At 42.5% G+C, this 24506-nt stretch carries 26 protein-coding genes; 12 read left to right on the top strand and 14 right to left on the bottom strand.

Translation table 11 applies throughout. The annotated features are described in order from the left end of the window. The 6 genes from C7B70_RS16015 to C7B70_RS16040 all read right to left on the bottom strand — a co-directional run. Window positions 1-318, bottom strand: a 318-nt coding sequence (locus tag C7B70_RS16015; protein ID WP_199192302.1) for an NAD(P)H-dependent oxidoreductase, incomplete at its 3' end; no start/stop codon positions are given. A gap of 57 nt (window positions 319-375) precedes the next feature. Continuing rightward, complete coding sequence (locus C7B70_RS16020; protein ID WP_158260510.1) at window positions 376-1101, bottom strand: MIP/aquaporin family protein; 726 nt, start codon at window positions 1099-1101, stop codon at window positions 376-378. Further along, a complete protein-coding gene (gene arsC / locus C7B70_RS16025) occupies window positions 1098-1508 on the bottom strand; it encodes an arsenate reductase, glutathione/glutaredoxin type (RefSeq protein ID WP_106370018.1) in 411 nt (136 codons plus the stop codon). The genes C7B70_RS16020 and arsC overlap by 4 nt, the downstream gene beginning before the upstream one ends. A gap of 55 nt (window positions 1509-1563) precedes the next feature. Further along, complete coding sequence (locus C7B70_RS16030; protein ID WP_106370019.1) at window positions 1564-2070, bottom strand: dual specificity protein phosphatase family protein; 507 nt, start codon at window positions 2068-2070, stop codon at window positions 1564-1566. A 107-nt stretch (window positions 2071-2177) separates the two neighbouring features. Further along, window positions 2178-3209, bottom strand: coding sequence for a PstS family phosphate ABC transporter substrate-binding protein (locus tag C7B70_RS16035; protein ID WP_106370020.1), 1032 nt, complete (start codon window positions 3207-3209; stop codon window positions 2178-2180). A gap of 125 nt (window positions 3210-3334) precedes the next feature. Next, window positions 3335-3658: a helix-turn-helix transcriptional regulator gene (locus C7B70_RS16040; RefSeq protein WP_106370021.1), complete on the bottom strand. Its 324-nt coding sequence runs from the start codon at window positions 3656-3658 to the stop codon at window positions 3335-3337. A gap of 130 nt (window positions 3659-3788) precedes the next feature. On the opposite strand from C7B70_RS16040, the gene C7B70_RS16045 reads away from it, so the two are divergent. Together C7B70_RS16045 and C7B70_RS16055 are read left to right on the top strand one after the other, a co-directional pair. Further along, entirely contained in the window at window positions 3789-4238 is a 450-nt protein-coding gene (locus C7B70_RS16045; protein WP_106370022.1) for a pentapeptide repeat-containing protein, read from the top strand. 998 nt (window positions 4239-5236) lie between these two features. After that, entirely contained in the window at window positions 5237-6025 is a 789-nt protein-coding gene (locus tag C7B70_RS16055) for an alpha/beta hydrolase (protein WP_199192303.1), read from the top strand. 236 nt (window positions 6026-6261) lie between these two features. Here C7B70_RS16055 and C7B70_RS16060 read toward each other — a convergent pair whose 3' ends face one another. After that, window positions 6262-6921, bottom strand: coding sequence for a TetR family transcriptional regulator (locus tag C7B70_RS16060; RefSeq protein ID WP_106370023.1), 660 nt, complete (start codon window positions 6919-6921; stop codon window positions 6262-6264). Between the two features lie 122 nt (window positions 6922-7043). Between C7B70_RS16060 and C7B70_RS16065 the strand changes: the two genes are divergently transcribed. Together C7B70_RS16065 and C7B70_RS16070 are read left to right on the top strand one after the other, a co-directional pair. Beyond that, complete coding sequence (locus tag C7B70_RS16065) at window positions 7044-8039, top strand: Rieske 2Fe-2S domain-containing protein (protein ID WP_106370024.1); 996 nt, start codon at window positions 7044-7046, stop codon at window positions 8037-8039. A 64-nt stretch (window positions 8040-8103) separates the two neighbouring features. Continuing rightward, window positions 8104-9285 (top strand): transposase, encoded by a 1182-nt coding sequence (locus tag C7B70_RS16070; RefSeq protein WP_199192304.1) that lies wholly within the window; start codon window positions 8104-8106, stop codon window positions 9283-9285. Between the two features lie 72 nt (window positions 9286-9357). Here the strand turns inward: C7B70_RS16070 and C7B70_RS16075 are convergent, their stop codons facing one another. The 3 genes from C7B70_RS16075 to C7B70_RS16085 all read right to left on the bottom strand — a co-directional run bounded on the left by C7B70_RS16075 (window position 9358) and on the right by C7B70_RS16085 (window position 11391). Next, complete coding sequence (locus tag C7B70_RS16075) at window positions 9358-9852, bottom strand: hypothetical protein (protein WP_106370025.1); 495 nt, start codon at window positions 9850-9852, stop codon at window positions 9358-9360. Between the two features lie 88 nt (window positions 9853-9940). Then, entirely contained in the window at window positions 9941-10987 is a 1047-nt protein-coding gene (locus C7B70_RS16080) for a F510_1955 family glycosylhydrolase (RefSeq protein WP_106370026.1), read from the bottom strand. A gap of 68 nt (window positions 10988-11055) precedes the next feature. Further along, window positions 11056-11391: a hypothetical protein gene (locus C7B70_RS16085; RefSeq protein ID WP_106370027.1), complete on the bottom strand. Its 336-nt coding sequence runs from the start codon at window positions 11389-11391 to the stop codon at window positions 11056-11058. A gap of 188 nt (window positions 11392-11579) precedes the next feature. Here C7B70_RS16085 and C7B70_RS16090 point away from each other — a divergent pair, with 188 nt between their 5' ends. The 5 genes from C7B70_RS16090 to C7B70_RS16110 all read left to right on the top strand — a co-directional run bounded on the left by C7B70_RS16090 (window position 11580) and on the right by C7B70_RS16110 (window position 18801). After that, complete coding sequence (locus tag C7B70_RS16090; protein ID WP_106370028.1) at window positions 11580-12041, top strand: heavy metal-responsive transcriptional regulator; 462 nt, start codon at window positions 11580-11582, stop codon at window positions 12039-12041. Between the two features lie 340 nt (window positions 12042-12381). Then, window positions 12382-13089, top strand: a complete 708-nt coding sequence (locus C7B70_RS16095; protein ID WP_106370029.1) for a DUF305 domain-containing protein — start codon at window positions 12382-12384, stop codon at window positions 13087-13089. Window positions 13090-13389: 300 nt separating this feature from the next. Beyond that, window positions 13390-15108: an efflux RND transporter periplasmic adaptor subunit gene (locus tag C7B70_RS16100; RefSeq protein WP_106370030.1), complete on the top strand. Its 1719-nt coding sequence runs from the start codon at window positions 13390-13392 to the stop codon at window positions 15106-15108. Window positions 15109-15140: 32 nt separating this feature from the next. Next, a complete protein-coding gene (locus C7B70_RS16105; RefSeq protein ID WP_106370031.1) occupies window positions 15141-18299 on the top strand; it encodes an efflux RND transporter permease subunit in 3159 nt (1052 codons plus the stop codon). A 4-nt stretch (window positions 18300-18303) separates the two neighbouring features. Continuing rightward, a complete protein-coding gene (locus C7B70_RS16110) occupies window positions 18304-18801 on the top strand; it encodes a hypothetical protein (RefSeq protein ID WP_106370054.1) in 498 nt (165 codons plus the stop codon). 145 nt (window positions 18802-18946) lie between these two features. Here C7B70_RS16110 and rppB read toward each other — a convergent pair whose 3' ends face one another. The 4 genes from rppB to C7B70_RS16130 all read right to left on the bottom strand — a co-directional run bounded on the left by rppB (window position 18947) and on the right by C7B70_RS16130 (window position 22130). Further along, window positions 18947-20278, bottom strand: coding sequence for a two-component system sensor histidine kinase RppB (gene rppB, locus C7B70_RS16115; protein ID WP_106370032.1), 1332 nt, complete (start codon window positions 20276-20278; stop codon window positions 18947-18949). Further along, entirely contained in the window at window positions 20265-20969 is a 705-nt protein-coding gene (gene rppA, locus C7B70_RS16120; protein WP_106370033.1) for a two-component system response regulator RppA, read from the bottom strand. The genes rppB and rppA overlap by 14 nt, the downstream gene beginning before the upstream one ends. A 79-nt stretch (window positions 20970-21048) precedes the next feature. After that, window positions 21049-21546, bottom strand: coding sequence for a hypothetical protein (locus C7B70_RS16125; protein WP_106370034.1), 498 nt, complete (start codon window positions 21544-21546; stop codon window positions 21049-21051). A gap of 107 nt (window positions 21547-21653) precedes the next feature. Beyond that, window positions 21654-22130 (bottom strand): DUF2808 domain-containing protein, encoded by a 477-nt coding sequence (locus C7B70_RS16130; protein ID WP_199192305.1) that lies wholly within the window; start codon window positions 22128-22130, stop codon window positions 21654-21656. A 602-nt stretch (window positions 22131-22732) separates the two neighbouring features. On the opposite strand from C7B70_RS16130, the gene C7B70_RS16135 reads away from it, so the two are divergent. From C7B70_RS16135 to C7B70_RS16145, 3 genes are all read left to right on the top strand, one after another. Continuing rightward, window positions 22733-23089, top strand: a complete 357-nt coding sequence (locus C7B70_RS16135; protein WP_106370036.1) for a four-helix bundle copper-binding protein — start codon at window positions 22733-22735, stop codon at window positions 23087-23089. 271 nt (window positions 23090-23360) lie between these two features. After that, window positions 23361-24029 (top strand): DUF305 domain-containing protein, encoded by a 669-nt coding sequence (locus C7B70_RS16140; RefSeq protein WP_106370037.1) that lies wholly within the window; start codon window positions 23361-23363, stop codon window positions 24027-24029. Between the two features lie 263 nt (window positions 24030-24292). After that, on the top strand, window positions 24293-24490 hold the full coding sequence (locus C7B70_RS16145; protein WP_106370038.1) for a heavy-metal-associated domain-containing protein: 198 nt from the start codon (window positions 24293-24295) through the stop codon (window positions 24488-24490). The last annotated feature ends 16 nt before the right edge of the window (window positions 24491-24506 follow it).

Here is a 24506-nt window from a genome sequence, read left to right on the forward strand (position 1 = left end):
AGATGTGTATAAGAGACAGGTTAGGGGAATCCAATCAATCTGGTTTTTCATCATGCCTGTGATATTGCCGTGCATCTCTGGACTCGTCCACACCTGTCCTTCAGACCAAAGGCTCAACTCTCTTAACTCCTGCACTTTGGGGTGTGTATCCGGTACGCTACCGTATATAGGGAGTTCGCGCGGGTCAAAGAATCTTGTTTCTGCACCAAACCCAGAGATAATTCTAGCTGCCTCCTCTGCTGCTAAACGGCTGTAGGAGCGATCGCGTAACGAGCCGTACAAAAATAAAATTCTGGGTGGATGAGTGAAAGTAGTCATGACAGATCAATTCCTTTTAACTTAAGCGATAGATTTTTCATTATCTAAAAGGAGCCTTTAACCCTTAACTTCAATATCATGGAGTGCTTGATACAAATCGTTGGGCGCTCCTTGAGCGTGTTTCTCACTACCCCGAATTGCCTCATAAAGCCGCGCTGCAACTAATGCACCTAGAATGGGGCCAACAACGTATATCCAGTAGTTCGCTATAGCTGCACCACCTGCAAACAACGCAGGACCAAGTGATCGCGCAGGGTTCATTGAGCCGCCCGATACAGGTCCACCAATTAATACGTCAAAAACTACAGTTAAGCCAATTGCAAGTCCGGGTACTGCACCAGCTACGCGCTTATCGGTTGCAACAGATATAATCACCAGCATCAAAAAAAACGTAAGTACCGCTTCAGTGCCGACGGCAGCAGCTACTAATCCTGAAGCCGGGATATGCGCCCCATATCCCCCACCAAGCAAAAGTGCTACAACTGCTGCTGCTGTAATCCCGCCTAAAAACTCTGCTGCTAAATATGGTAAAACATAACGCCAAGGGAAGCGACAGGCGATCGCAAAGCCAAGGGTGACAGCAGGGTTGAAGTGAGCAGCAGAAATATGACCAAGGGCATAGATCATTGCTAGTACCGATAGCCCAGACACCCACGCCGATGCCATCAAACCGCTATCGCTACTTGGGAGTGTACCCGTTGCCGATAGAGCAACAGGGGCAAACACGATGCCAAATGTCCCGATAAATTCAGCAACATAGCGCTGCCTCATGGTATTTTTCACGGCTTGGGGGTATTTCCTAATTTAGTTAACAGTGATGCTACCCGCTCTTTTATTTCGTCACGAACTCGGTAAAATGTTTCTATCGGTTCTCCTTCCGGGTCGTCAAGTTGCCAATCAGCGAATATTTCTCTTAGCATCCATGCTTCTGGCAAATTCACCCCACAACCGCAAAGTGAAATTACTGCATCATAATTATCAGCTTTAAAATCACTTAAAGGTTTGGAAGTCTGGTTACCGATATCAATTCCAATCTCTGCCATAACCTCTACAGCTTTGGGATCTACCTTACTTGCTTCTAGCCCAGAGCTTGCAACGGAGATAACTCCCGACCCCAACGTTCGCGCAAAACCTTCCGCCATCTGGGAGCGACGAGAATTTTTCTTGCACACAAACATAACTCGTTTCATTTTTTCTCCTTAAGTTTCATTGCTTGGATAAATCTTTTCACATACTTTGAGCAACTCACCCTCCTGCTAACTCACGCAAAAAGGTAGTTTGGGCTACTCGCAGTTCAGCATCAGGCTTTGCATTTTGAATTGTCTGCATCGCTTGGTCGTAAGATGAACCAGCCGCAATCAAGTAGGCAGCCAGCATCGTCCCCGTTCTACGTCTGCCGCTAGTGCAATGAACGGCAACAGCATGACCAAGCTGATTTTGAGTTGAGACAAAATTCTGTAATTCCTGAATTTGTTCGGGGCTTGGTGCAGTCCCGCCTTTAGTTGGTAGCCAGAGGTAGGGAATGTCTAAGCGCTGATACAAGTCCAAGTTAGAAGGGTCATCCATAACTGATACAACTGCCCCAATACCTGCTTTTTGTAACTGAGCTATTTCCTTTGCTACTGGCTTACGAACCCCTGCTAATTTAGCCGGAATTACCCACCACAAGTTCTCTGTAATTGGCTCAAGCTGTTGCTGTTCCTCACTTAAGTCAGCGTTATTTAATGAACTTTTATCAATGTAATTGGTCATAAACCTCCAGTATTATCCAAGCGCCAATGTGCTAAGAAAACTTGCACGACATTTAAAAAGCTTTAATCAACCCAAACTGAAAACTTGGGGTAGTGTTTCTTGCATTGCTAAAACTTTGCTTCTTTGCGTAATAATTGACCAAGTGTTAGGTTTATCTGATTTTCTCCACCGTATACCGTTCCTACTTTGCCTCTGTTGAAATGAACATTGTCAAGGCGATAGGCATCAGCAGGCAAAGGTACATAACCCACAGAACTAACTGATGTTGGTGCTTTTTTGATATAGAAATCTACAAACTCTTTGACTGCTGGGTTGGTTTGTGCTGCTCTTGCATTGACATAGATAAATAAAGGTCTAGAAAGAGGCTGATATCTAGCTCCTTCTACAGTTTTACGCGAAGGTAACACTGATTCTTTGCCGTTATTAATGGCAACGGCTTTTAACTTGTTTTGGTTGGCTTCATAATAAGCAAATCCAAAGTAACCTAAAGCATTTGGATCTTTACTTACTCCTTGGACTAAAACATCATCATCTTCGCTAGCTACATAATCGCTACGGCTAGCTTTAGCTTTACCAATTATTGCCTCTGTGAAGTAGTCAAAGGTTCCGGATTCCTTACCTGGGCCATACAGTGTCAGTGGTTGATCTGGCCAGTCAGGGCGTACTTGCTTCCAGCGAGTAATTTTCCCTTGGGCAAGGGGTTCCCATATTTTTTTTAATTCAGTTGTGGTAATGCTTTTAGCCCAGGTATTTTCGGGATGAACTACGAGTGTGAGGGCATCGTAAGCAATGGGAAGTTCTATATACCTCACCTTAGAGGAGTTGCAAGCTTTTATTTCTACGGTCAAGATGGGTCTTGAAGCATTGCTGATATCTGTTTCTCCAGCGCAGAATTTTTTGAAACCGCCCCCAGTCCCAGAAACAGCAACTGTAACTTTGACATTATTTGCCTGCATCTTTTGAAAATCTTTAGCGATCGCATCTGTGATTGGAAACACTGTACTAGAGCCATCAATTTTAACTACCTGCGCCTCAAGCTTCTGCTGAGATTGACTAGCAGTATTAGACACCGCCGTACAGTTAGTAATCAAAAGTAGAAGACTAAACGCGATCGCTGACCTATTTGCTGTGATGTTCATTGACCCCATCCTTCACCTTAACTAAGGGGTACTCCTTCATCATTTCAAATTAAATTGATTTGTCAAGTTATTAATAAGGTTTGTAAAGCAATAACAGGTTAAGAAATAATGTGTTGAGACATATTTTAGCAAGGACGAGCAGGTAACATTGGTGATGTGCGGCGGAAATCTGCTAAGTACTGCTCCATAACAACAAATTGCGGCAAGTTTAGACTGTAGTAAATCCAGCGTCCTTCCTGCCGAGAGCGAACTAAGCCTGCTTCTCTTAATATTTTTAAGTGAAATGATAGTTTGGAAGATTGCGCGATCCCCAAACGTTCGCAAAGATCGCATACGCATAACTCCTGTGTCCGCAATAGCTCTAAAACTTGAACTCGTAAAGGTTCGGACAGGGCATGAAAGCTAGAAGCTATTTCAATTGGTGTTTGAGTAGATAGTACAGTTTGCATCAAATTTTATTGATTTATTACTTTCATATTAAATCCGATTCAAAGTTAATTTTATGTTTAAAGTAAAATTTCTAACTAAAGTCAGGTAAGCAAGGCAGTTTAAGATAAAAGTTAGCCAGAGACAGTAGATATGGATACTAATGAGATTTTAGAGAAGTACGCAGCAGGGGAACGGAATTTTACGAGGATAACTTTGGCTGAAATGAACTTGAGTAGTGCCAATTTAAGTGGTATTGACTTGAGCGGAGCTATCCTAACCGGGGCTAAACTTAGCGAAACCAACTTAAGTGGAGCAGACCTTTTATGTACAGACCTATGTTGGGGATTTATGCCTGGGGTAAATCTAACTAGAGCCAATTTAAAGTACGCCGATCTAATTCGAGCCGATTTAAGAATGGCAAATTTACGTAGAGCCGACTTGTATAGGGCTAACCTGTATGAAGCCGACCTATCAGGGGCAAACTTGAGTGGAGCTAACCTAAAGTATGCCAACCTAAGCGGCGCAATTTTAAATGAAGTAGACTTGGCTGGAGCAAACTTGAGTGGAGTGACAATGCCCGATGGCACAACTCACAACTGAATTTAGCTCTAAACTCTTTTTCTATATAAAGAGTATTGAGCCTACTCAATTAAATCTTTGGAGTGGTTACATAATCTGAGCTTCCTAAACAGCAGTTTTCTGTCCTCGCAAAGTTTTTGCAACACAACCAGTGGGAGCGATCGCACGAACGCACATTGATTGATTTTCGTGGGGAGTAGGGACTTTTCACGAACAACCGCAAGAAGTTTTTGCGGACGACATGGAAAGCTGCTAGGATATGTTACCCATAAATACCGAACCTGCGTAAGTCGATTCGGCTGCACTTAATAAGAATACAGAAGGGTTAGCTTAACTCAGCTATAACTCACATCCACCAGCAAAACTTTTAGGCGTAATTATGAAAAGAGCGTTACTTCTAATCTCGACTGTAGGATTGCTTAGTATTTTTACTACAGGCATCCTTCCTGCTACTGCTGCCTCTCTAGACTTCAGTTTTGCTGAGGTACCTGACTCTACGCATTCCAGTAAACTGGATAAGAGCGATCTGTTGTTATCACAAGAGGGAAGAATAGGACATAAGGGCAGATGTCATAGGAGGCGGACTTGTTAAATAACTTAGTAGCCCTGTCTTTTCAAGGCATGGTGGAAAAGCGCCTCGTGCGGCTTCAGCCGCCGTCAAGATCAATGGCTTTTGTGATGAGGAGCGTTAATATAAGCAATCACTTTGCTAGTACTGACCTTTCCTGATATATCATGAAAATAGCTCCGAGTCCAAAAAGAGGAGAGTTTCTTTAGCTAAGGGAATTTATCTCTTAGAAGTTTAGAACTGCGTCCCTTAAATGTCAAGTATCGCCTAGAGTTTCTCACTTTGTTTGCTATCCTGGTTACGCTCTCCAGATACCATCTGCCCTGAACTAATCTTCCCAACGATCCACAATACCTCGGCAGTACGCTAGACTATCTGGCACATCTCAGACTTGCGCGTAGGGGCAGAGTATTGAAGTGGGAGCGATCACCTCTCAATTTGGTAAGACAACGTGATATCTGAGCAAAATAGCGAACCTTATTTTCTGACACCTCATACCTCAAATCCAGAATATCCGTTGCTGATTTTTCTGCCCGGAATGAATGAAACGGGTAAAGCTTTACTTAAGCTTGAAACTAGAGGCTTAGAGGCGGGCTTTGATGTCCGTTGTCTTGTGATACCGCTTAACAATTTTATGGACTGGGAACAATTAACACAAAGCGTGATCGCGCTCATTCAGGCAGAGCTAGAAAGGATACCACAAGAAGCAGTTTGGCTCTGCGGTGAATCTTGGGGAGGATGTCTGGCTTTGAAATTGATCGAACACTCTCCGCATTTATTCAAGCGGCTGATTTTGGTTAACTCTGCTTCTTCATTCCACCGAATAGCTTGGCTTAATCAAAGTCCACGACTGCTGACTTGGACACCGCCACTACTTTATAGGTTCTCTCCAATCGTCACCCTGTGTATAACCTCTGCACTGACCCGGATCTCGCTTACAAGGCTTCACGTTCTTTGGAAAGCCGCCCAAGCCGCACCGAAAAAAACGGCTGAGTATCGGTTATCGCAATTAAGTAAGTTTCGGATCGATGAAACTCAACTTCATCAGTTTCCCCATCCTGTTTTGCTGATCGCAAGTCAGGCTGACCGGGTGTTGCCATCAGTTGCAGAAGCTCAATACCTCAGCAAGATTTTTCCTGCCGCTCAGGTTGTTATCTTGCCTCAGAGTGGTCATACCTGCTTGCTTGAAAAAGACGTTAATTTGTACCAAATTTTACAAGCTGAAGACTTTATCATTTAATCTCAGTGTCGAGATAGAACTAGGTGAGAAACTAGCTGAGGCAATCCGGGGCAGTGAGAAACACGCCCAAGGAGCGCCCAACGATCTGTATCAAGCGCTCCAGGTGGTGGTAGGAGTAACAATAATTGTTAATAAAAAGGGCTGTATTAAGTGCGACTTGGGACTCTACGTAGCAATAGTAAAAATTTTATAAGTTGACTCAGATCTTGCACCATTCTCAATAAGGCATAGTTGAGTTAAACTATCGGCTGAAGCATAACTCCAGTCAGAATCAAGTCGATTGCTGAATGGGTTTGTTGCTCAATCATCTCCGGGCTGAGTAACTGGCGATTGGGGTCAACATACTTCAAGTTCTCATAAGCATTGAAGTAGAACGTACAGACACCCAGGATGTTAACAGTCGTCAAAAACGGATCAATCGGTCGAAAAATTCCCTCAGCGATTCCTTGCTCCAAGATTGTAGTCATATTCCAGAAACTCTTTTGCCAACCGCTGAGTTGTCCATATTTCCCCTGATTTTGAATCGCTTCATAAAACCAGAGCATTCCTCGTTGAGGATAAGCAGCTCCGTAGGCAATTCCAGAGCGGATAGCTTCTTTAAGTGCTTTATCGACAGGTAAAGGCTCCTTTTCAAGTTGTTCAAAGGCAACCTCTAGTTGAGTTCCAATCCGTTGCATCACTGCCTGATATAGTCCCTCCTTATTCTCAAAATAGTAGTAAATCATTGCCTTAGTGACACCAGTGCGAGCAGTAATAGCATCGATTCGTGCCCCCGCCAGACCATAGCGCGCAAATTCATCCTCTGCTGCATCCAGAATTTGCACCTGGGTTGCCTCCGCATCACGCGTCTGATGAGGCTTATCTGATTTGCGATTTGCCCTGCTTGAAAGAACCACAGCGTCTGCGTATGTTGAAAGAACCAGTATAATCTTAACTAAAAATAAGGTTAGTAGTTGACAGAAGCAAATGGTTAGTCGGATACTAACTAAACATAAGGTTAGTTAACACTCTTTGCACTATGACTTCTATTCTGCCAGGTGCTCCTTGGTTGATTGCTCATCGGTCTATGTTGGGGATTAATCAGCCCAATAAAATCACTCTCAATGGACAAGACTATGTTCTGTGGCAAAACCAGAATAGAGAAGTCTTTGCGCTCTCAAATATTTGCCCTCATATGCAAGCACCCTTATCAGACGGCTGGATTTGCAAAGAGCGCAATACTATAATTTGTCCATTCCATTCTTTGGAGTTCAGTACTGAAGGCAAACTTTATCGAGAAGGGAAACAAGATACACAGCAAATCACCCTTCCGCTTAAGCTCACAGTCATTGGAGATATGATTTGGACGTATGGTGAGTGTGAACCCCACTTACCCATTCCTGATCTGATTGAAAAGATTGCCGCTGAATATGACTTTGTTGGGATTGCTGGAGAACAGAGCATTCAGTCAGACTTCTTAAACACTTGGCTGATCAATTCTGATTTCAATCATCAAAATGGCACTCATCGGGAGTTATTTCAAATCGTTCAGAACCGAGTCACAGCGTTTGAAAAGAAGGATTATTGGTACAAGGTAAAGCAAGAGAGTACCAGAGCCAGTAACACACTGGGAGAAATTCTAACTAATCCAGTCTTGTTGACCATTCCAAAGATTCTCAAAAGTACCGTCGAGTATTGGTTTCCTTCCGTACTGGTTTTGTATGGGGAAGCCGGATTTGGGGAATTTGTCCAAGTCATCTTGCAATATCCACAGCAGCAGAATCAAACCAAAATTTATGAGTTGATCTTCGGTAGATTTAAGGCTAGCTGGATGAAGCCTTTGTTGGGAAAATCGATCTTGAAGTCGATTGACGTGGTTGTAGAGCAAGATATCGCGGCTTTAGAAACCCGTTATCCTCACCATCAGCCCAAAGTTAAGCTGCCAAATGAAGATGTGATGGTTTACGCCCAACAGCTTTATCGGGATTGGCATAGTAGTGACCTTACAGCAGTTGTAACATCGCAGTTGCAATGAGCAGTTTGCCCAAGAGAAGCAGACCTGAAAGAAAGAGGGTAGAAATATTCTGCGTTGACAATCAATGAAAACCAAAACCATCGTTGCATACGCCCAAGAATTAGTCGATACCTTGCTAAAGCTAATGCCTAGCATTTATCAACGTGATAGCTTGCAAGCTTTACTTGGACTGTTTTTAGAAGCACAAGGTCATCCGTTGCCAGAACATTGTCAAGTAAAATCTGCTGCTGCTTTGAGTCGATTTCTCAATCACTACGATTGGTCAACCCGTTCAATGATCCGTGCAGTACGGCAGGCAATGGTGCAGCAAGTCTTGAATCATCTGCCCTCTGGACAGTCAACGCTGAAGGTAATCATCGATTTGACCACACTGGAAAAACGCGGTAAGTTTCGATCGCTTCATACCCCAACGCTCGACCCTGATCTGAGTCAACCCTGGGTGTGCGTCTTGAATGGCAAACGCGGTATTCATCTAGTAAGCTGCTATTTAGTCGTTGGACAGTGGCGGATGCCGTGGAGTTTTCGCCTGTGGCGCGGCAAAGGTCAGCCCAGTCCTACTCAATTAGCGCTCAAGTTGCTGGGAACTTTGCCAGCAGTTTTGACTAAACGTTTTAAAGTCATTGTTTTAGCCGATGCCGGATTTGCCAGCAAGGAGTTTCTGAACACCCTGCAAAAGCGACGTTGGCGTGCTGTGGTCGGCATCCGACTTGACCGTCGTATCAAAGGTGGGGGGAAGCTCAAACAGCTTTACCGCAATGGACGACGCGGACAACAAGTGAGCCTAATCGGAATTACTCAACCCTTAACGGTTTCTTGGTTTTGGTTCAAGCGCGATGATGGGAAGCGCGAACTACGCTTTGTGGTTTCTACCTATCCCTACTCTGGCATCTACTTGGTTCGCTTGGGACGGAAACGATGGGCGATTGAAGGTTTTTTTAAAACGATCAAACACCGCTTTGGATTGCACCAGGTTGGGCAAAAAACCAAGTTAGGCATCTATCGTTGGTTAGTGCTATCGCTAATTGCTTTTGTATTGGCGCATTGGATATCTCGCTGCCAGCCCGCTTGCTGTTCACTCAATTGGGGTAAGGTTAGTGCGATAGCGTTAACGACTCTTTTGCCCCAAGTTGTTTGGATAAAGCTTTTACGTCACATCAGAAGTTGTTGGAACGTGATCAATCAGCAAGGGTTTGAGGTTATTGTCAAACCTTTACCTTGGGTTTATCGAGAATGCTGCAAGATCTGAGTTGATGAACCTCTTACTTCTCTAGAGCAATAAAAGAAGGTAAGTAAATATTCAAATTGTCACTCGTACAAGCTATATTGATTTTGAGCTTGTACGAGTGACATTGGAAAGCTGACGTTTGACGAACCAAATTGTTAAAGGCGGCACCAGTAACCACATAGCTAACGGTACTAATCCCGTACCTAAGAAAGGGATCGTTGGCATGAATTCAGCATATGCCCACAAACCAAGCTGTCCGGTTGCTAGAGCCTCAAAAACAATTGTGATTGCAACTCCTATAAGAGTAAAGATACTAATTTGCTTGCAACTCGGTTGATGCACCCATTGACGTGACTTTGATAGGGCTGCAACCGTCCAAAATGAGGCAAGTGAGATTGCGACATCCCCTACTGTAGCAAGAGTGCAGTTTTTATTGATGTCGAAGCAGGAAATTTCAGACGGAACTTGATAAAACTGCATTTGCTGAATTTCCCAAAAGAAAGATAGCAGGAATGAGAATACTATTACATTCCATTCGGGTGAATTGAGCCAACGGAAGGAGCGAATGATACTTGAATAATTTGACATAGAACCAATTTTTCTCCAAATCACTGCTTACTAACCTTAGATAGGCACTACAGAGTTAGATTCAAGTAATGTCTGTAACTGTATATACTTAGCTCGTCTGCTGCCAAGTTTTGCCGCTATCCTGCGATTGAAAGACAGCATTATTTTCGTTAACTGCATAAAAAATCTGAGAATTACTTGGGGCGATCGCAAGTTGTAAAATTACTCCATTAGTGCCATTACCTAACTTATCCCAAGTCATGCCATTGTCCTTACTGCGGTAAAGACCAGGTGCAGATTTGAGGAATCGATAGCCGTACATCACTGTGCTGTTTCCTTCTTTCAGCAGAGCTAGAGCTACAACTGGCGCATCTTGAGTATTAGGAACTAGCGTCCAGTTGTTGCCACTATCCGTACTTTTATACAAACCAGTACGGGTTGTAGCAAAGACAATCACTGGGTTGTTTGGGTCAACTACCAGGCTAAAGGGAGCATCCTTCAATCCAACTATACGTGGCTGCGTCCAGGTTTTGCCCCCATCTGTTGAAGTTCGCAGTCCTTGCGCTCCAGAAGCAGGGTAGCCATAAAACACTTGTGGATTACTAGGAGCGATCGCCAAGGAGTGAAAGTCTACTCCTGGCATTGAAATCTGTTGCCATTTTTCTCCTTGGGTATTACTGATTTGAAATCCAAGATTGCCCCCTGTAGGTGGGTGACCACTAGAATAAAAGCGGTTTGGACTGGTGGGATCGGCGGTAAAGCCCATGTAGTCAGCCCGTTCTTTTCCCATCCAGAACCACTGCCCATTTTCAGAACGCTGAAGTAGTCCATGATGGGTAGCCATGTAGGCGATCGCTGGATTATTGGAATTGACCGCTAACCCATGTACGTGGGTAGTTTCCTGCCAGTTTTTAGCAGCAGGGGTCAAGGTAAGAGCCAAACTAGCATCAGCGACTGGCTTTTTCTGATTAACGGCAGTTAGTGGTTGCACAAGACTTGCTACTTGATTGTTAGCAGGAACTTGATTAAAACGGGCAAACCATATTCCTGTACCTGCAACTAAGGTAGTAAAGAAGGCTATGGGTAAAGCGTAGTTAAGTATCCTGCTAGTACCACTTTTTTTAGAAGTTCGATTGTTTGAATTTAGTTTGTTCATTTTAAAGTTTTCCTAAAAAAGTTACCCCTGCTATACCGCACGGCGTTAGGGCAGGGGTAATCAAAACCCTATTTAGGTTGGTTATTTTGGCTATCTGTCATTCCTGGCATATTATTCATCATCCCTGGCATTTTGTTCGTCATTCCAGGCATACTATTCATCATAGATTTGCAACAGGCGCATTCCATCGGCTTCATCTGTGGTGTAGTCGGATTTACTGGCGCTGTTCTTTGGCTAAGTAGCTTTTGAACCAGTTCTGCCTTAGCTGAAGTGCTGGAAGCTTGATTCAGCGTTGTCTTCTGATTATGGGTACTAGCTAAAGTTGGGCTAGCAGCTAAAACTACCAATGTTAACCCAGCTATAGATCCGCTCAATAATGTTTTTACCCGTGTAGTTATGTTCATTTTCTCTTTGTACTCTTGTATAAATTCGCTAGTTCTTGAGGAACTAATAGTATGCTAAACCCTCAAGTCAGCTAGAGAGTCAAGTGGGTAGTTGTAATATTTATTTCAGTAGCTCCGTAAAACCCATAATTCTATAGTTAACTTTAGAGTTTAAGCTATAGTCATAAAAAATATGTTGCAAATAATTTATGCTAAAAAAGATTGCTTCAGTATCATCTCAGAACAAGCTACTCAAGATTGGAGAATTGGCAGAGCAAGCGGATGTAGCGGTAGGAACTGTCCGCTATTACGAAACCTTAAGGTTACTTGAACCCGCTCATAGAAGTGAAAATGGCTATCGCTATTATGCTCCTGATGCCGTCAAACGTTTAAAGTTTATTAAAAAAGCCCAATCCCTTCAGTTTTCTTTATCAGAAATTCAACAAGTATTAGGTATTCGCGAACAGGGCGAGGCTGCCTGTCCAATCGTTCGAGATTTACTAAATCAGAAAATTACTTTGCTTGAAAAGCAAATTTATCAGATGAAAACACTTAAGGCTGAATTAGAAGCGTATCAAGAACATTGGGCAGAACAACCTCTTGACGACCCTTGTAGTCAGGAACTTTGCAGTTTAATTGAACAAGTTGCTGACAATCACCTGGATACTTAATTTTATGCTTAAGGTCATATCTGATTAAAAAGACTTAGGAAGCTTGTGGTTGTTGGAGTAGGAGCTTGTACCTAAAATAAATTATTGGCTTTAGAAATGTGGTTGATTAACAGAACTACTGCTTGTGTACTAAGTAATTTACGATTGCTGAAAAGTTTAAATTGTGCTGTTCTGGTTAGAGGCAAACAATGAACGTAGTTCGTCTCTATTCAAACTTAAAAGTCGTTTTTGACGAGCAAATTTCATACTAATTTCATTTTTGCGTGACAGAGTAGGTAGTAAGCGTTGTCTTAACGTTAGAAAAAACTCATTATTTTTAGTTTTAGGTAGATTCAAGTATATGCGGCCTATTTCTTTGAAAACTAGCTTTTTATCGTTTACCCTTGTAGCCTTTGCCTCCTTAATGAGTGGTGTGATTACGGCTTGTTCTAGTACCGGACAGAGCCAAAATCAAGTCCCAAGTACCAATGTTACTGACACTAGCGCCACGCAGGACGGGATGCAAGGCATGAAGCATGGTAGTGGCATGACTGGTGACATGAAAATGGATTTAGGTGCAGCAGACACAAATTACGACTTACGCTTCATTGATGCTATGAAGTTGCACCATCAAGGGGCTGTCAAGATGGCAAAAGAAGCCGCACAGAAATCAGAGCGTTCAGAAATCAAACAACTAGCAAGTACCATTATTAAAGATCAAAATCAAGAAATCAATCAGATGAAGCAATGGCGGAAAGCTTGGTATCCTCAAGCGGGAGATAAGCCAATGGCTTACCACGCTCAAATGGATCACATGATGGAGATGTCCTCCGACCAAATGAAAGCCATGACAATGGATATGGATTTAGGGGCAGCTGATGCCCAGTTCGATCTGCGCTTCATTAATGCCATGTCCGCTCATCATGAGGGTGCTATAACAATGGCTCAAGATGCTTTAGGTAAATCTAAGCGTCCCGAAATTAAGCAATTAGCTCAAAATATCATCAAGGCACAATCAGCAGAACTTAAGCAATTGAAGCAGTGGCGGCAAGCTTGGTATCAAAAGTAAGCTACTGAGAAACTTTTGCTAGTTACTACCGATGTTTAACTACCTTTTTGTTTTCTGATTGTTAGTTAAAAGTAATACTAAAGGGTAAGTAAAGGAAGCAATCTTCATACCTAAGCTAAACTCCTTACACATTTCATTCTAATTTCATTTTTGGATGACAAACTAGGTTATAAGTCCTGATTTAGCAATGTTTTAACATTGCTTCCTATAACTAGCTGCTGAGTGCGAGATATTAACGCCTGAGCAGAATATTTCCCTCAAGTCGTTATTCTACTACCTCAGTAGTTAAGGAAATTTTCAATGAGTCAAAAGTCTAGTTCTGATCAAATTCCAGTAGCGCTCACCAAGGTTTCTGGGACACTTTTAAGCCTTATTTTATTAGCTGCTCCCTTTTCAGTTTTAGCTCACGGTGGGCATGGAGATGAATTTCAAGCAGGAGGCGAAACAAATGCTCCTAGTTCTGTTCAAGTCGATGCCCAAACAGCTAAAGGTCTGGGAATCAAAGTAGAACCTGTTAATCGACAGCGTTTGGCGGTGGGAATTAAGACAACCGGACAGATTGAAACCTTACCTAATAAACAAGCAGAAGTGACTGCCCCAATTCCAGGTATAGTAACCGAACTGCTAGTAAAACCGGGTGATTACGTCAAAGCAAACCAACCTGTCGCTATTTTAGCCGCTCCTGAATTAGTGGAACTTGGTGTTGCATCCCAAGAAAAAAAAGCTGAGGGACTAGCAGATTTACAGCAAGCTCAAGCCGATTTAAGGCTAGCCCAACAAAATTATCAGCGATATTTACAGATAACCGCAGCTGAAATAGCCGAAGCCAAAAGTCAACAGGCTTTTGCACAAGAAAGGTATGACAAAGACAGGGTATTAGCTACTCAAGGTGCGCTGCCACGCCGCCAAGCTTTAGAGTCGCAAACTCAGTTAGCTCAAGCTAAAGCAGAACTGACTAAAGCTAGTAGTCGCCGAGAAGTTATAGAAGCCCAAGCTCAAGTTAAGCGCGCTCAATCAGCCGTTGAAGTAGCTAACTCCCGTATCCGTCTTAGTGGTACTGCTTATCAAACCCGGCTTTCTCAACTGGGAAATCGTGCCAATGCTAAGGGATTGGTGATAGTGTCATCCCCTATCTCTGGTAGAATTGCCGATCGTGAAGTTAGTCTCGGTCAATCATTTGAGGATGCAGGAGGTAAATTGATGACGGTTGTCAATGACAGCCAAGTTTTTGCTACAGCGAATATTTATGAAAAAGATTTAAACCTAGTTAAAGCTGGTCAAGAGGTGAGTGTAAAAATTGCCAGCTTGCCCAATCGAACCTTTAACGGAAAAATTACGGTAATTGGTTCGGTAGTGGAAGGACAAACACGGGTAGTTCCAGTAAAAGCTGAACTAAATAACTCTGGTGGGCTACTGTTGCCAGGGATGTTTGCTCAATTAGAAGTTTTAACAAACCAAACATCAAAAGATATTTTAGTAATTCCTAGTTCATCTATAGTTGAGGCAAATGGAAAACAACTTGTCTACATCCAGAATGGCAATGGCTATCAGACGACTGAAGTAAGTCTAGGGCAAACTTCTGGAGACTTGGTTGAAGTTAAGAGCGGGCTATTTGAAGGGGATTTGCTAGTTACTCAGCGCGCACCTCAACTTTATGCTCAGTCTTTGCGAGGTGGTAATGAGTCTCAAAAAGATAAGGTAGCAGCAAAGGAAGCATCCCCACAAGTAACAGCGAACAATTCTTCTCGTGAGGTGTGGTTGCTCGGAGCCATAGGAGGAGCAACCCTCGGTACTGCTGCTTTCATGGCAGGTACTTTTTGGGCTGGTCGCCGCAAATCTAAGGCGATACCAACATCTGTAGAATCTGCGTATTTAGCAGAAGATCCCCATAGTTTTACTAAAACAATCGAGCCTATTTCTATACCAGATTCGCATCTAGGGGTAGTTCCTGGGGATGAATTGTCTTCAATGAATAATCATGTCAAAAGCCCAGAGGCACAAGTCAGCAACCGAAAGTAGAAACATTAATTACCTATACTTAAAACTTATAAATGCTTAGTGCCATCATAAAATGGTCGATTGCCAAACGCTGGTTGGTTATTCTCGGCGCAATTGTCCTCACCTTTTGGATATTTCGGACAATTATCCAGATGCCCCTGGATGTGTTCCCTAGCTTTGCACCACCCCAAGTTGAAATCCAAACAGAAGCACCTGGTCTTGCTCCAGAAGAATTGGAGTCTCTAGTCACGTTACCCATTGAGAGTGCGATTAACGGCACTCCAGGCGTGACCGCAGTACGATCTTCGAGTGCTGCGGGAATTTCTGTTGTCAAAGTAATCTTTAACTGGGGAACCGATATCTATCAATCTCGGCAGTTGATAACCGAGCGATTGCAGCAAGCTCAGAGTAAGCTGCCTCAAGGGGTAGAAACACCGCAAATTTCTCCGATCAGTTCTCCCATTGGCACGGTTCTCCAATATGCCTTCACGTCAAACACAACTTCCCTCATGGAAGTGAGGCGAATTGTTGATTGGCAAGTAACTAACCGCCTTCTAGCTGTACCCGGCGTAAGTCAGGTAGTGGCGTATGGGGGAGACGTTCGTCAATACCAAGTATTAGTAGATCCAGCAAAATTACAAGCTTTTGATGTTTCCCTAAAAGACGTTGTGGAAGCTACTGCTGCTGCCAATGTTAATGCACCTGGTGGTTACTTAATTACCCCTGACCGAGAAAAATTGATCCGGGGGATAGGGCGGATTGAGTCTATCGAAGACCTAAAACAATCAGTAATTGTCGCCCGCAACGGTACACCTGTAAAAATTACTGATGTTGCTGATGTGCAAATTGGCGCAGGTGTTAAACGCGGTGATGGTAGCTTCAACGGTCAAAAGGCAATTATTCTGATGATTAATAAACAGCCTCTTGCCGATACTCCAACTGTTACTCGTGCGATTGAAGCAGCAATGGCAGAGGTTAGATCCGGCTTACCCAAGGATATTAAAGTCACTCCTACGTTTCGTCAAGAAAACTATATTGACTCCTCTATTGAAAATGTGAGAGGAGCTTTAGTTGAAGGTGGTATTATTGTTGCGCTCATTTTGATCCCGTTCTTGATGAATTGGCGTAACCTTGCGGTTTGTCTAACTGCCCTTCCTTTGTCCTTGCTACTAGGAGTGCTGGCGCTAAATTGGCTGGGACAGGGTTTAAATACGATGACGTTAGGCGGGTTAGCCGTAGCAATTGGTTCGGCGGTGGATGATGCGATTGTAGATGCCGAAAATGTCTATCGTTGTCTACGAGAGAATAAATATTCTCCCCATCCCCGTCCAGTGTTAGAGGTTGTATTTGAAGGCTGCCAAGAAGTACGGGATTCGGTATTTGGAGCCACAATCATTACAGTAGTTGTCTTCTCGCCAGTTTTTGCCTTAGCTGGCGTGGAAGGCAGCATTTTTATTCCAATGGGCATTGGCTACCTAGTTGCAGTACTGGCTTCTAGTGTCACAGCGTTGACCGTAACTCCAGCTTTGTGTGCGATTTTACTGCCTCATGGTCGTCTACCAGAAACAGAACCTTGGGTAGCAAGATTTTTTAAGAAGCTTTATCATCCTTTAATCAACTTCTCTTTGCGTCATTCGGGAATTATTATAGGCATTGCCGTTGCTAGTTTAGTAGCGGCGGGTGCAATTGTTCCTTCTTTGGGTCGCGTGTTTTTACCAGAGTTCCAGGAGCAAACTTTAGTAAATACCCTGTTGCTATATCCAGGGGTATCCTTGGAAGCTACTAATAGCGCTGGAGAAACTATCCAAGCAGCCCTCAAAGATGACCCTAGATTTCCCTATGTACAGCTACGTTCAGGACGTGCGCCCGGTGATGGTGATGCCGCCGGAGTTAACTTGGGACATTTGGATATCGAGTTGAGCGCCGCCGGAATGGAAAACCGCGAGGAGACTCTTGAGAAGCTACGCCAGGAATTTGCCAGACTACCGGGAGTAGCACCTAATATCGGTGGTTTTATCTCTCACCGGATGGATGAGGTGTTATCTGGAGTAAGAAGTGCGATCGCTGTCAAAATTTTCGGTTCCGATTTAGAGGAACTCCGCACCCTTGGTAGCCAGGTAAATGAGGTGATGAAAACTGTTGAGGGAATTGTCGATTTGCAACTGGAACCTCAAGTTCCGATTGAACAAATTCAAATCAAGTTCGACCGTAGCGCGGCTAGTCGGTATGGTTTGACCGTTGGACAACTTTCCGAAATCATCGAAAGTGCGCTTAATGGGAGAGTAGTTTCTCAAGTTTTAGAAAAACAACAAACTTTCGATCTTGTTGTCTGGTTAAAGCCAGAAGCGCGTCAAAACTTAGATATCCTGCGGAATTTACTTGTTGATACTCCTGACGGCAATAAAATTCCTCTAGCTCAAGTTGCCACAATTAGTAATGGTACAGGACCTAATACTATCAACCGTGAGAATGTCTCTCGTTTAATTGTTGTAGCAGCTAATGCCAAAGGGAGAGATTTACGCTCTGTTGTCAATGAAATTAGGGACAAAGTTGGGCAACAGGTTCATCCACCATCTGGTTACTATATCCAGTACGCAGGTCAGTTTGAGGCAGAAGAAAGAGCTACCCAGAATATTCTCATCGCTAGTGCCATAGCCTTTGTAGTTATTACTGTCATCATGTATCTTTCCGTCAAATCCATTTCCTCTACTGCCATGATTATGATTAATTTGCCTTTAGCTTTAGTAGGAGGCGTATTTTCTGTTGCTTTGACTGGAGGCATTATTTCTATTGCTTCTTTAGTTGGCTTTGTCACTCTGTTTGGGATTGCTACTCGCAATGGATTACTACTGGTGGACAATTACAATGCCAAATTCGCTGAAGGTATGCCGTTTAAAGAAGTCATAATTTCCGGCTCAATGGAACGGCTCAATGCCATCCTCATGACGGCTTTTACCTCTGCTTTAGGTTTAGCACCCTTGGTAGTGGAGGGTGGACCAGGAAAGGAAATTCTGCAACCACTTTCTATCGTGGTACTAGGTGGGTTATTCACTTCTACAGCTTTAACGCTGCTAGTGTTACCTGCTTTGTATGCCAAGTTTGGCAAGATTTTGGTGCCAAAAAAGAAAGTTTTGGAGCCTCGTCTAGTTGTAGCAGATTTGGATTTGAATCATAAAGGCGCAGAGTATACAGATGAAAAAGCAAGGAGTTAGAAAGATGAAATTATCAATGATTAGCTTAATTGTTCTAGGAAGTTTGGGATTCATAGGATTAGGAGCTTGTAGTAACACAAACCAAGCTACCAATCCTAGTAGCAGCCCAAGTGCTGCCCAATCAACGCAGCCATCGTTGCAGCAGAGTAGGGAAACTGGTGCTGAGAAATCCGAGTCTGCAAAAGCACCTCAAGCAGGAGGTCAAGTTGTAGAATCAGGTGCATACCACTTGGAATTAGTAACTGAGACAGAAGCTGAGGGGACGCATTTGGATTTGTATTTGCAAAAAGGTGACAATCACGAGGCAATTCCCAATGCCAAAGTCATGGCTCAAGTTCAACTACCAGACGGAACTCAAAAAACACTTCCTTTTTCTTATGACGCTAGCGGAAAGCACTACACAGCTTTGCTTCCTGGAAAGGTAGCTGGTCAGCATCAAGTAAAAATTAGTTCCGAGATTGGTGGGCAAAAGGCAGACGGTCGTTTTAGTTTTGATCAGTAGATGTAGATAGCCTACAAGTAGATATAGTTGATAGTTTTCTCTTTTAGAGGGAGGCTATCAATACCTTTCCAGCTTACTAAAATCAGATTGACAGAACCTTATGAAATCAAGATGAAATCCTACTCTGACAAAAGACATCGAGAAGTTAATAACTGCGAATTTTGCTTTTGGAAGAAGTAACTCCTAAAGGCAAGCGGATGATAAAAGTGCTACCTTTACCCAATTCGCTTTGTACCTGTAAACTGCCCTGGTGTCCTTGAACTATAGCTTGGGCTATTGCCAGTCCTAACCCAGAGCCTCCCGATGCTCTAGAGCGATCGCTATTTACACGATAGAACCGAGCAAAAATCCGCTTTTGTTCCTTAGCTGAAATCCCGATACCTGTATCTTGAATCTTTATAAGAGCATGATGGTCACTGCGCTCCAAGATCGCAGTTACCTTACCACCCGCTAATGTGTACTGGATAGCATTAACAATTAAGTTTGAAACCAGGCGATACAATTGTTCTTCATCGCCTACAACATATAATGGTTTGTATACTCGGATATTAGAGAGCAGTGTTACCTCTGTGGCGATCGCCATAGCTGCTAGTTCTTCTACCAAATCATTAACAATGTCATTAAGGCAACAAAGCTGACTTCGCAAAGGTGTTCGTCGTTCCATATGAGCTAGTAGCAATAAATCAGCAACAAGCCCAGTAAGCCTTTGATTCTGACGCTCTACAGTTTGGAGAATATTCTGGACTTCTGGGTTGAATGTATGCGGTGTCCGCAACGCCGATTCAACTGTTGCCCGTGTAGCCGCTAGAGGTGTTCTTAACTCGTGAGCAGCATCGGCTGTAAATTGCTGTATCTGCTTATAGGATTGGTAAATTGGTTGCATTGCTAAACCAGCTAGCCACAAACTTGAACCACCAACTAAAATCATAGCGATAGGTAAACCTAAGAGCAAAATTAGTTTTACGTTAGCAAGATATTCATTGATATCCCTCAGCGACCGCCCCATCTGCATATATCCCCAGGGAATATTATCCTGAGTATGTAGCGTTAGAGAGATTTGGTGATAGCAATTTCCTCTTTTGTCACAGGGAGTGTACCAAGTAGCTTTCGCCGATGTAAGAGGCAGTCCTTCAGGCTGTAAACCAGCGAAAGCAATTGTCCGCTCAGAACGGTCTAAAAACCTAATGTAGTAATCACCTTGATGAACTGCTCCCAGAACATGGCGTTGCTCCATCTGCTCTGGCAAGAGTTTTTGAGTAGCAGCTTCTAAGCGTCCTGGTTGCTTCAGTGTACTTTCAACACTATCGTGCAGCGTTCCAGCGACAAATTCTAACTCTCTATCCAGAGTTTGCCAATGAGCATGGACAATAGCCTGATAAACTCCCAACCCACATAAGCTTAGAATCAAGCCCATCACAACTGCATAAGATGCAGCTATCCGCCAACGGGTCTGAAAAAAGAGCCTATTTTCGTTCATAGCTGAGGTTAAGACGATATCCTATACCATGTATAGTTTCAATCAAGTCATCGCAACCTATCTGAGCAAGCTTGCGGCGTAACAGACGTATTTGAGCCGCTACTACATTGCTGGTAGCTTCTGCATTCACTTCCCAGAGTTGATTTTGAATTTGATCGCGGGTAACAATTTGATTTGAATGCTTCATGAAATACTCTAATAACTGAAATTCTTTAGTAGTCACAGAAATAACTTGCTTATCACCTGATATATTCTGAAAATAAACTGTATGAGTACCGTAATCTAAATTAAGACCTCCAATTTGTAAGTGTTGGGGTTGAACTTGCGGCGATCGCCTCTGAAGAGCGCGTAAGCGTGCCAATAGTTCTTCCATACCAAAAGGTTTCACCAAATAATCATCAGCCCCTGCGTCTAAACCAGTAACTTTATCCTCCATTCGGTCTTTAGCCGTCAGCATCAAAACAGGTAGAGAACTACGGTGCAGGCGTAGCCGCTTACATAAGTCTATCCCTGATACTCCTGGTAATAACCAATCGAAAATAGCAAGTGTATAATGTGTCCACTTGCTATCTAAATAATCCCAAGCTGTATTACCGTCTAGAACCCAATCAACTACATATTTTTCTTGGTTCAAGGTTCGTTTAATAGCAGTACCTAAATCTGGCTCATCCTCAACTAAGAGAATCCTCATATCACTCTAATTATCCTTTACATTTGCTGCTCCCAGTCCTCTTATTTTAGTTAAGGACTGGGAGCTATTCATCAATCGGCTAATAAGTCTGAATCTGAGCGATGCCTATGCGTATCTCTTGAGTCATACCAACACTCTTACCATAAACTGGATATAGAAAAGTACGCCCTTGTGAAAGAAAGGAGACTTTAGCACCTTTCATTGAAATTGATAGTGTTGTTTCTAGAGGTACAGGTTGAGAAAATGCAATTGTAGCTCTTTTATCTTTAATAGAGACAGTAGAGTCGATTTTTTTACCAGATTGGTCGCTAACCATAATGCGATCGCTGACCTCAACACCGTCTGGTACTTCAAAAGAGAGTTGTGATAGCTCTTTACCCTGGACGTGTACTTCAAAATGATGTGTAGTATTTGGCACGCGAGTACCGTTTGGGTGTGCGCTGCTGTGTACAATGTGAGGCGCATTAGCCTCGCGCAATACTCCTCCTGCAAAGGCAGGCACTGAAAAGGCGTAAAGTGAGGCTATTCCGATAGGAATCGCTAAGGTAAAAGTAGTAGCGCAAATTAACTTTTTCATTGCATTAGTCCTTGAATATTTAACTGAATGTTCTTCTTATTATTAGTTTGGCAGTCTTAAATGAAATCAAAATGAAATTTTAACTATCACACTTAAATTTCTAGTTATTAAAAATAAACTCTAAATCGGGCTATTCCTAAAGGAATATTTGCATTCATGCCAATAATTCTAGCCGAGACTGGATAAAGCCAAGCATTAGAACGCCCTAAAATTTTTACATTTTTCATAATCACTTTCAACCTGTTTCCAGGAGCCACTGGTTCAGAAAAAGAGATTGTGATTTTCTTACCGTCTTTAGAGATGCTATTAGCAATTATCTTTCCATACTTGTCAAATACATTAATATTATTACTTGGAGTCAAACCTTGAGGAACACTGATTAACAACTGGGAGACGGCATTACTACCTTGAGGAATATTAACTTGAAAAGAATGTCTCACAATCCTCCACTTACTCTGAGGAAATTGCACAGAGCTAACGATACGAGGAACTCTATCAATGGCTGCTAGAGATTTTCCATAAGCAGCAGGATTAAAAGAAGTAACTATCAAAGTTAAGACAGCCGTAAAAAGTCTTCTTGCCATTATTTTGTATTCCTAATAGATTGGTTAAAAACCGCTCTTTAGTGGTGCAGTTACTATTAACTAGATTCGCATGGAGAAATGAAATTAGAATGAAATCATTGAATATTAGTTAGAGGAATCATAAAATCGTTCAATATAGTATTCATTGAAACCAGGAATGGATGAAGTTATAGAATTTTAAAATGGGTGACGAAGATTTTATTTTAGATGTAAAGCTAACTCATCCATTTTGACTATGAGTTGAGTTTGGTTGAATGAGATTTATCAATATTGTGCAACTACTTTTTCCTAAAAGGAGCATTATGATTACTTAACTCAAGGTTCCTTGTGTTGTTTGTTCGGTTACAGAACTTGTTATTTCTTCACCTATACTTTAATTTCTTATAGGAAATAAAATTACTATAAAATTTTTGGAACTTTAGTAGTAGCTAAAATCCTTAAACATACAGAAATGAAATCCAGATGAAATCTCTATACTTCCATAGAAAGAAATAGTTAACTCGCCATTTGGTAGACGTAAGCGAAAACATAACTTTATTAAGCTGAAAACGAAGAAATAAAACTATTGTCTTCAGTTAAATTTATTGCTTTGGAGTTGAATAATGAGTACATCTCAATCTCACGAATCTTTACTTGAAACTTGCATTCAAGCTTGTTTTGAATGCCTGCGCGAATGTGAAAACTGTGCCACTGCCTGTTTAAATAGCGACATGATGCAAATGATGGCTCAATGTATCAAACTGTGTAGAGATTGTGCTGACACTTGCGACATCTGCGCTCGTTTCATGTCCCGTAACTCAGACCTCCATGCTCAATTGTGCAGCGTCTGTGCCGAAGCTTGCGATCGCTGTGCTGCTGAATGCGAAAAGCACGACCACGACCATTGCAAGCGCTGTGCAAAGTCTTGCCGTCGTTGTGCTGAAACTTGCCGTCAAATGGTTACAGCTATGGCTGCGTAAGTAACTGTATTTGCTGGTTGTCCTTTGATGGGCAGTTAGTAATTGATAAATAAACATTTCCAATTAATTAGTATTGCTGCGATCGCCAACTATCTATCTTTAGAAATAGTTGATTAACTTAATTCTCTAGTTGACTAGAGACTTTAAGCTTGAACAGGAAATTGATTTTCAGATAAGTTTTGCTAAGAGAGCAGCAAAGGCAAAATTTTATCTTCTATTAAAGAGCCTGCACTAAAGAACGATTTGTACCTAAATAGAAGTAAGCCAAACAATGAACAAAAAATTTGCTATTTCCACTCTTGTTGCTTTATTAACAAGCAGTATTGTTACTGCTTCCATTAGCGACAAAACTAATGCCCACGAGCAGAAGCTGGTGCAGACTTCTCCAGCAAATACAAGTCCTATGGAGCGTGGGATGGAAATGAGGGTTGAAGTTGATAAGCCGTTTATTGAAATGATGATTCCACATCATCAAAGTGCTAAGGAAATGGCACAAATGGCTTTAAACCGAGCCAAAAGCCCTGAAGTCAAAAAGCTGGCTCAATCCATCATCGAAGAACAAACCCGTGAGATCGAGCAAATGCAAACTTGGTACAAACAGTGGTATGGCACTGAAGTTCCTAGTACTGGCATGAACATGGGAATGCAAAGCGGGATGGAGCAGTCCATGATGCAGATGGAGATAATGGACAGGGAGATGATGGAAGCGTTAGAAAATGCCCAGAATTTTGATCGGGAATTTCTCCGTCAAATGACTCGCCATCACCGAATGGCAACGATGATGGCTGGCATGGTTGTTAACAGCGCCCAACATCGTGAAATTCGGACTCTGGCTCAAAACATTATTAAGAGTCAGAGTGAGGAAATTACCCAAATGCAACAGTTGCTTCAGGCGATGACTACTTCTAATCGAAATACGTCTAATCGATCTAACAGGTAGGGATTCAACTCCTGTAAACAAAGATGATGTAGCGTTGCAATTCTGGGTTAACCAGCTTAAAGCAATAATCGTGGGTAGGTTATACACTGTCCACGATTATTGCTTTATTAGCAGGTAAATACAACACAACTGCAACGAGCGCAATTTTTTACACCTACTCCCAAAGATAGAGATTTAAACTGCACCCTTGACTCTCCATCTCACTGGAGACTGCAAGATAAAGCTAGGTCTTAAACTAATTATTTTTCTTTACTTCTAAACCTATGACACTTCAACTCAAAGTCTCAAATATGGCTTGTTCTGCCTGTATAACAACCATCACCAACGCCATTACAGTTATCGATCCAACAGCTAAAGTCGAAGCTGACTCAAAAACAAAACTTGTCAATATTGAAACACAGCAATCTAAAGCTGCTGTGAAACAGGCGATCGCATTAGCTGGATATACCGTTGCCCAGTAAGTTAGTTAAATGTCGT

The sequence above is a fragment of the Chlorogloea sp. CCALA 695 genome (assembly GCF_003003885.1).
In the GTDB taxonomy this organism is placed as follows: Bacteria; Cyanobacteriota; Cyanobacteriia; order Cyanobacteriales; family Chroococcidiopsidaceae; genus Aliterella.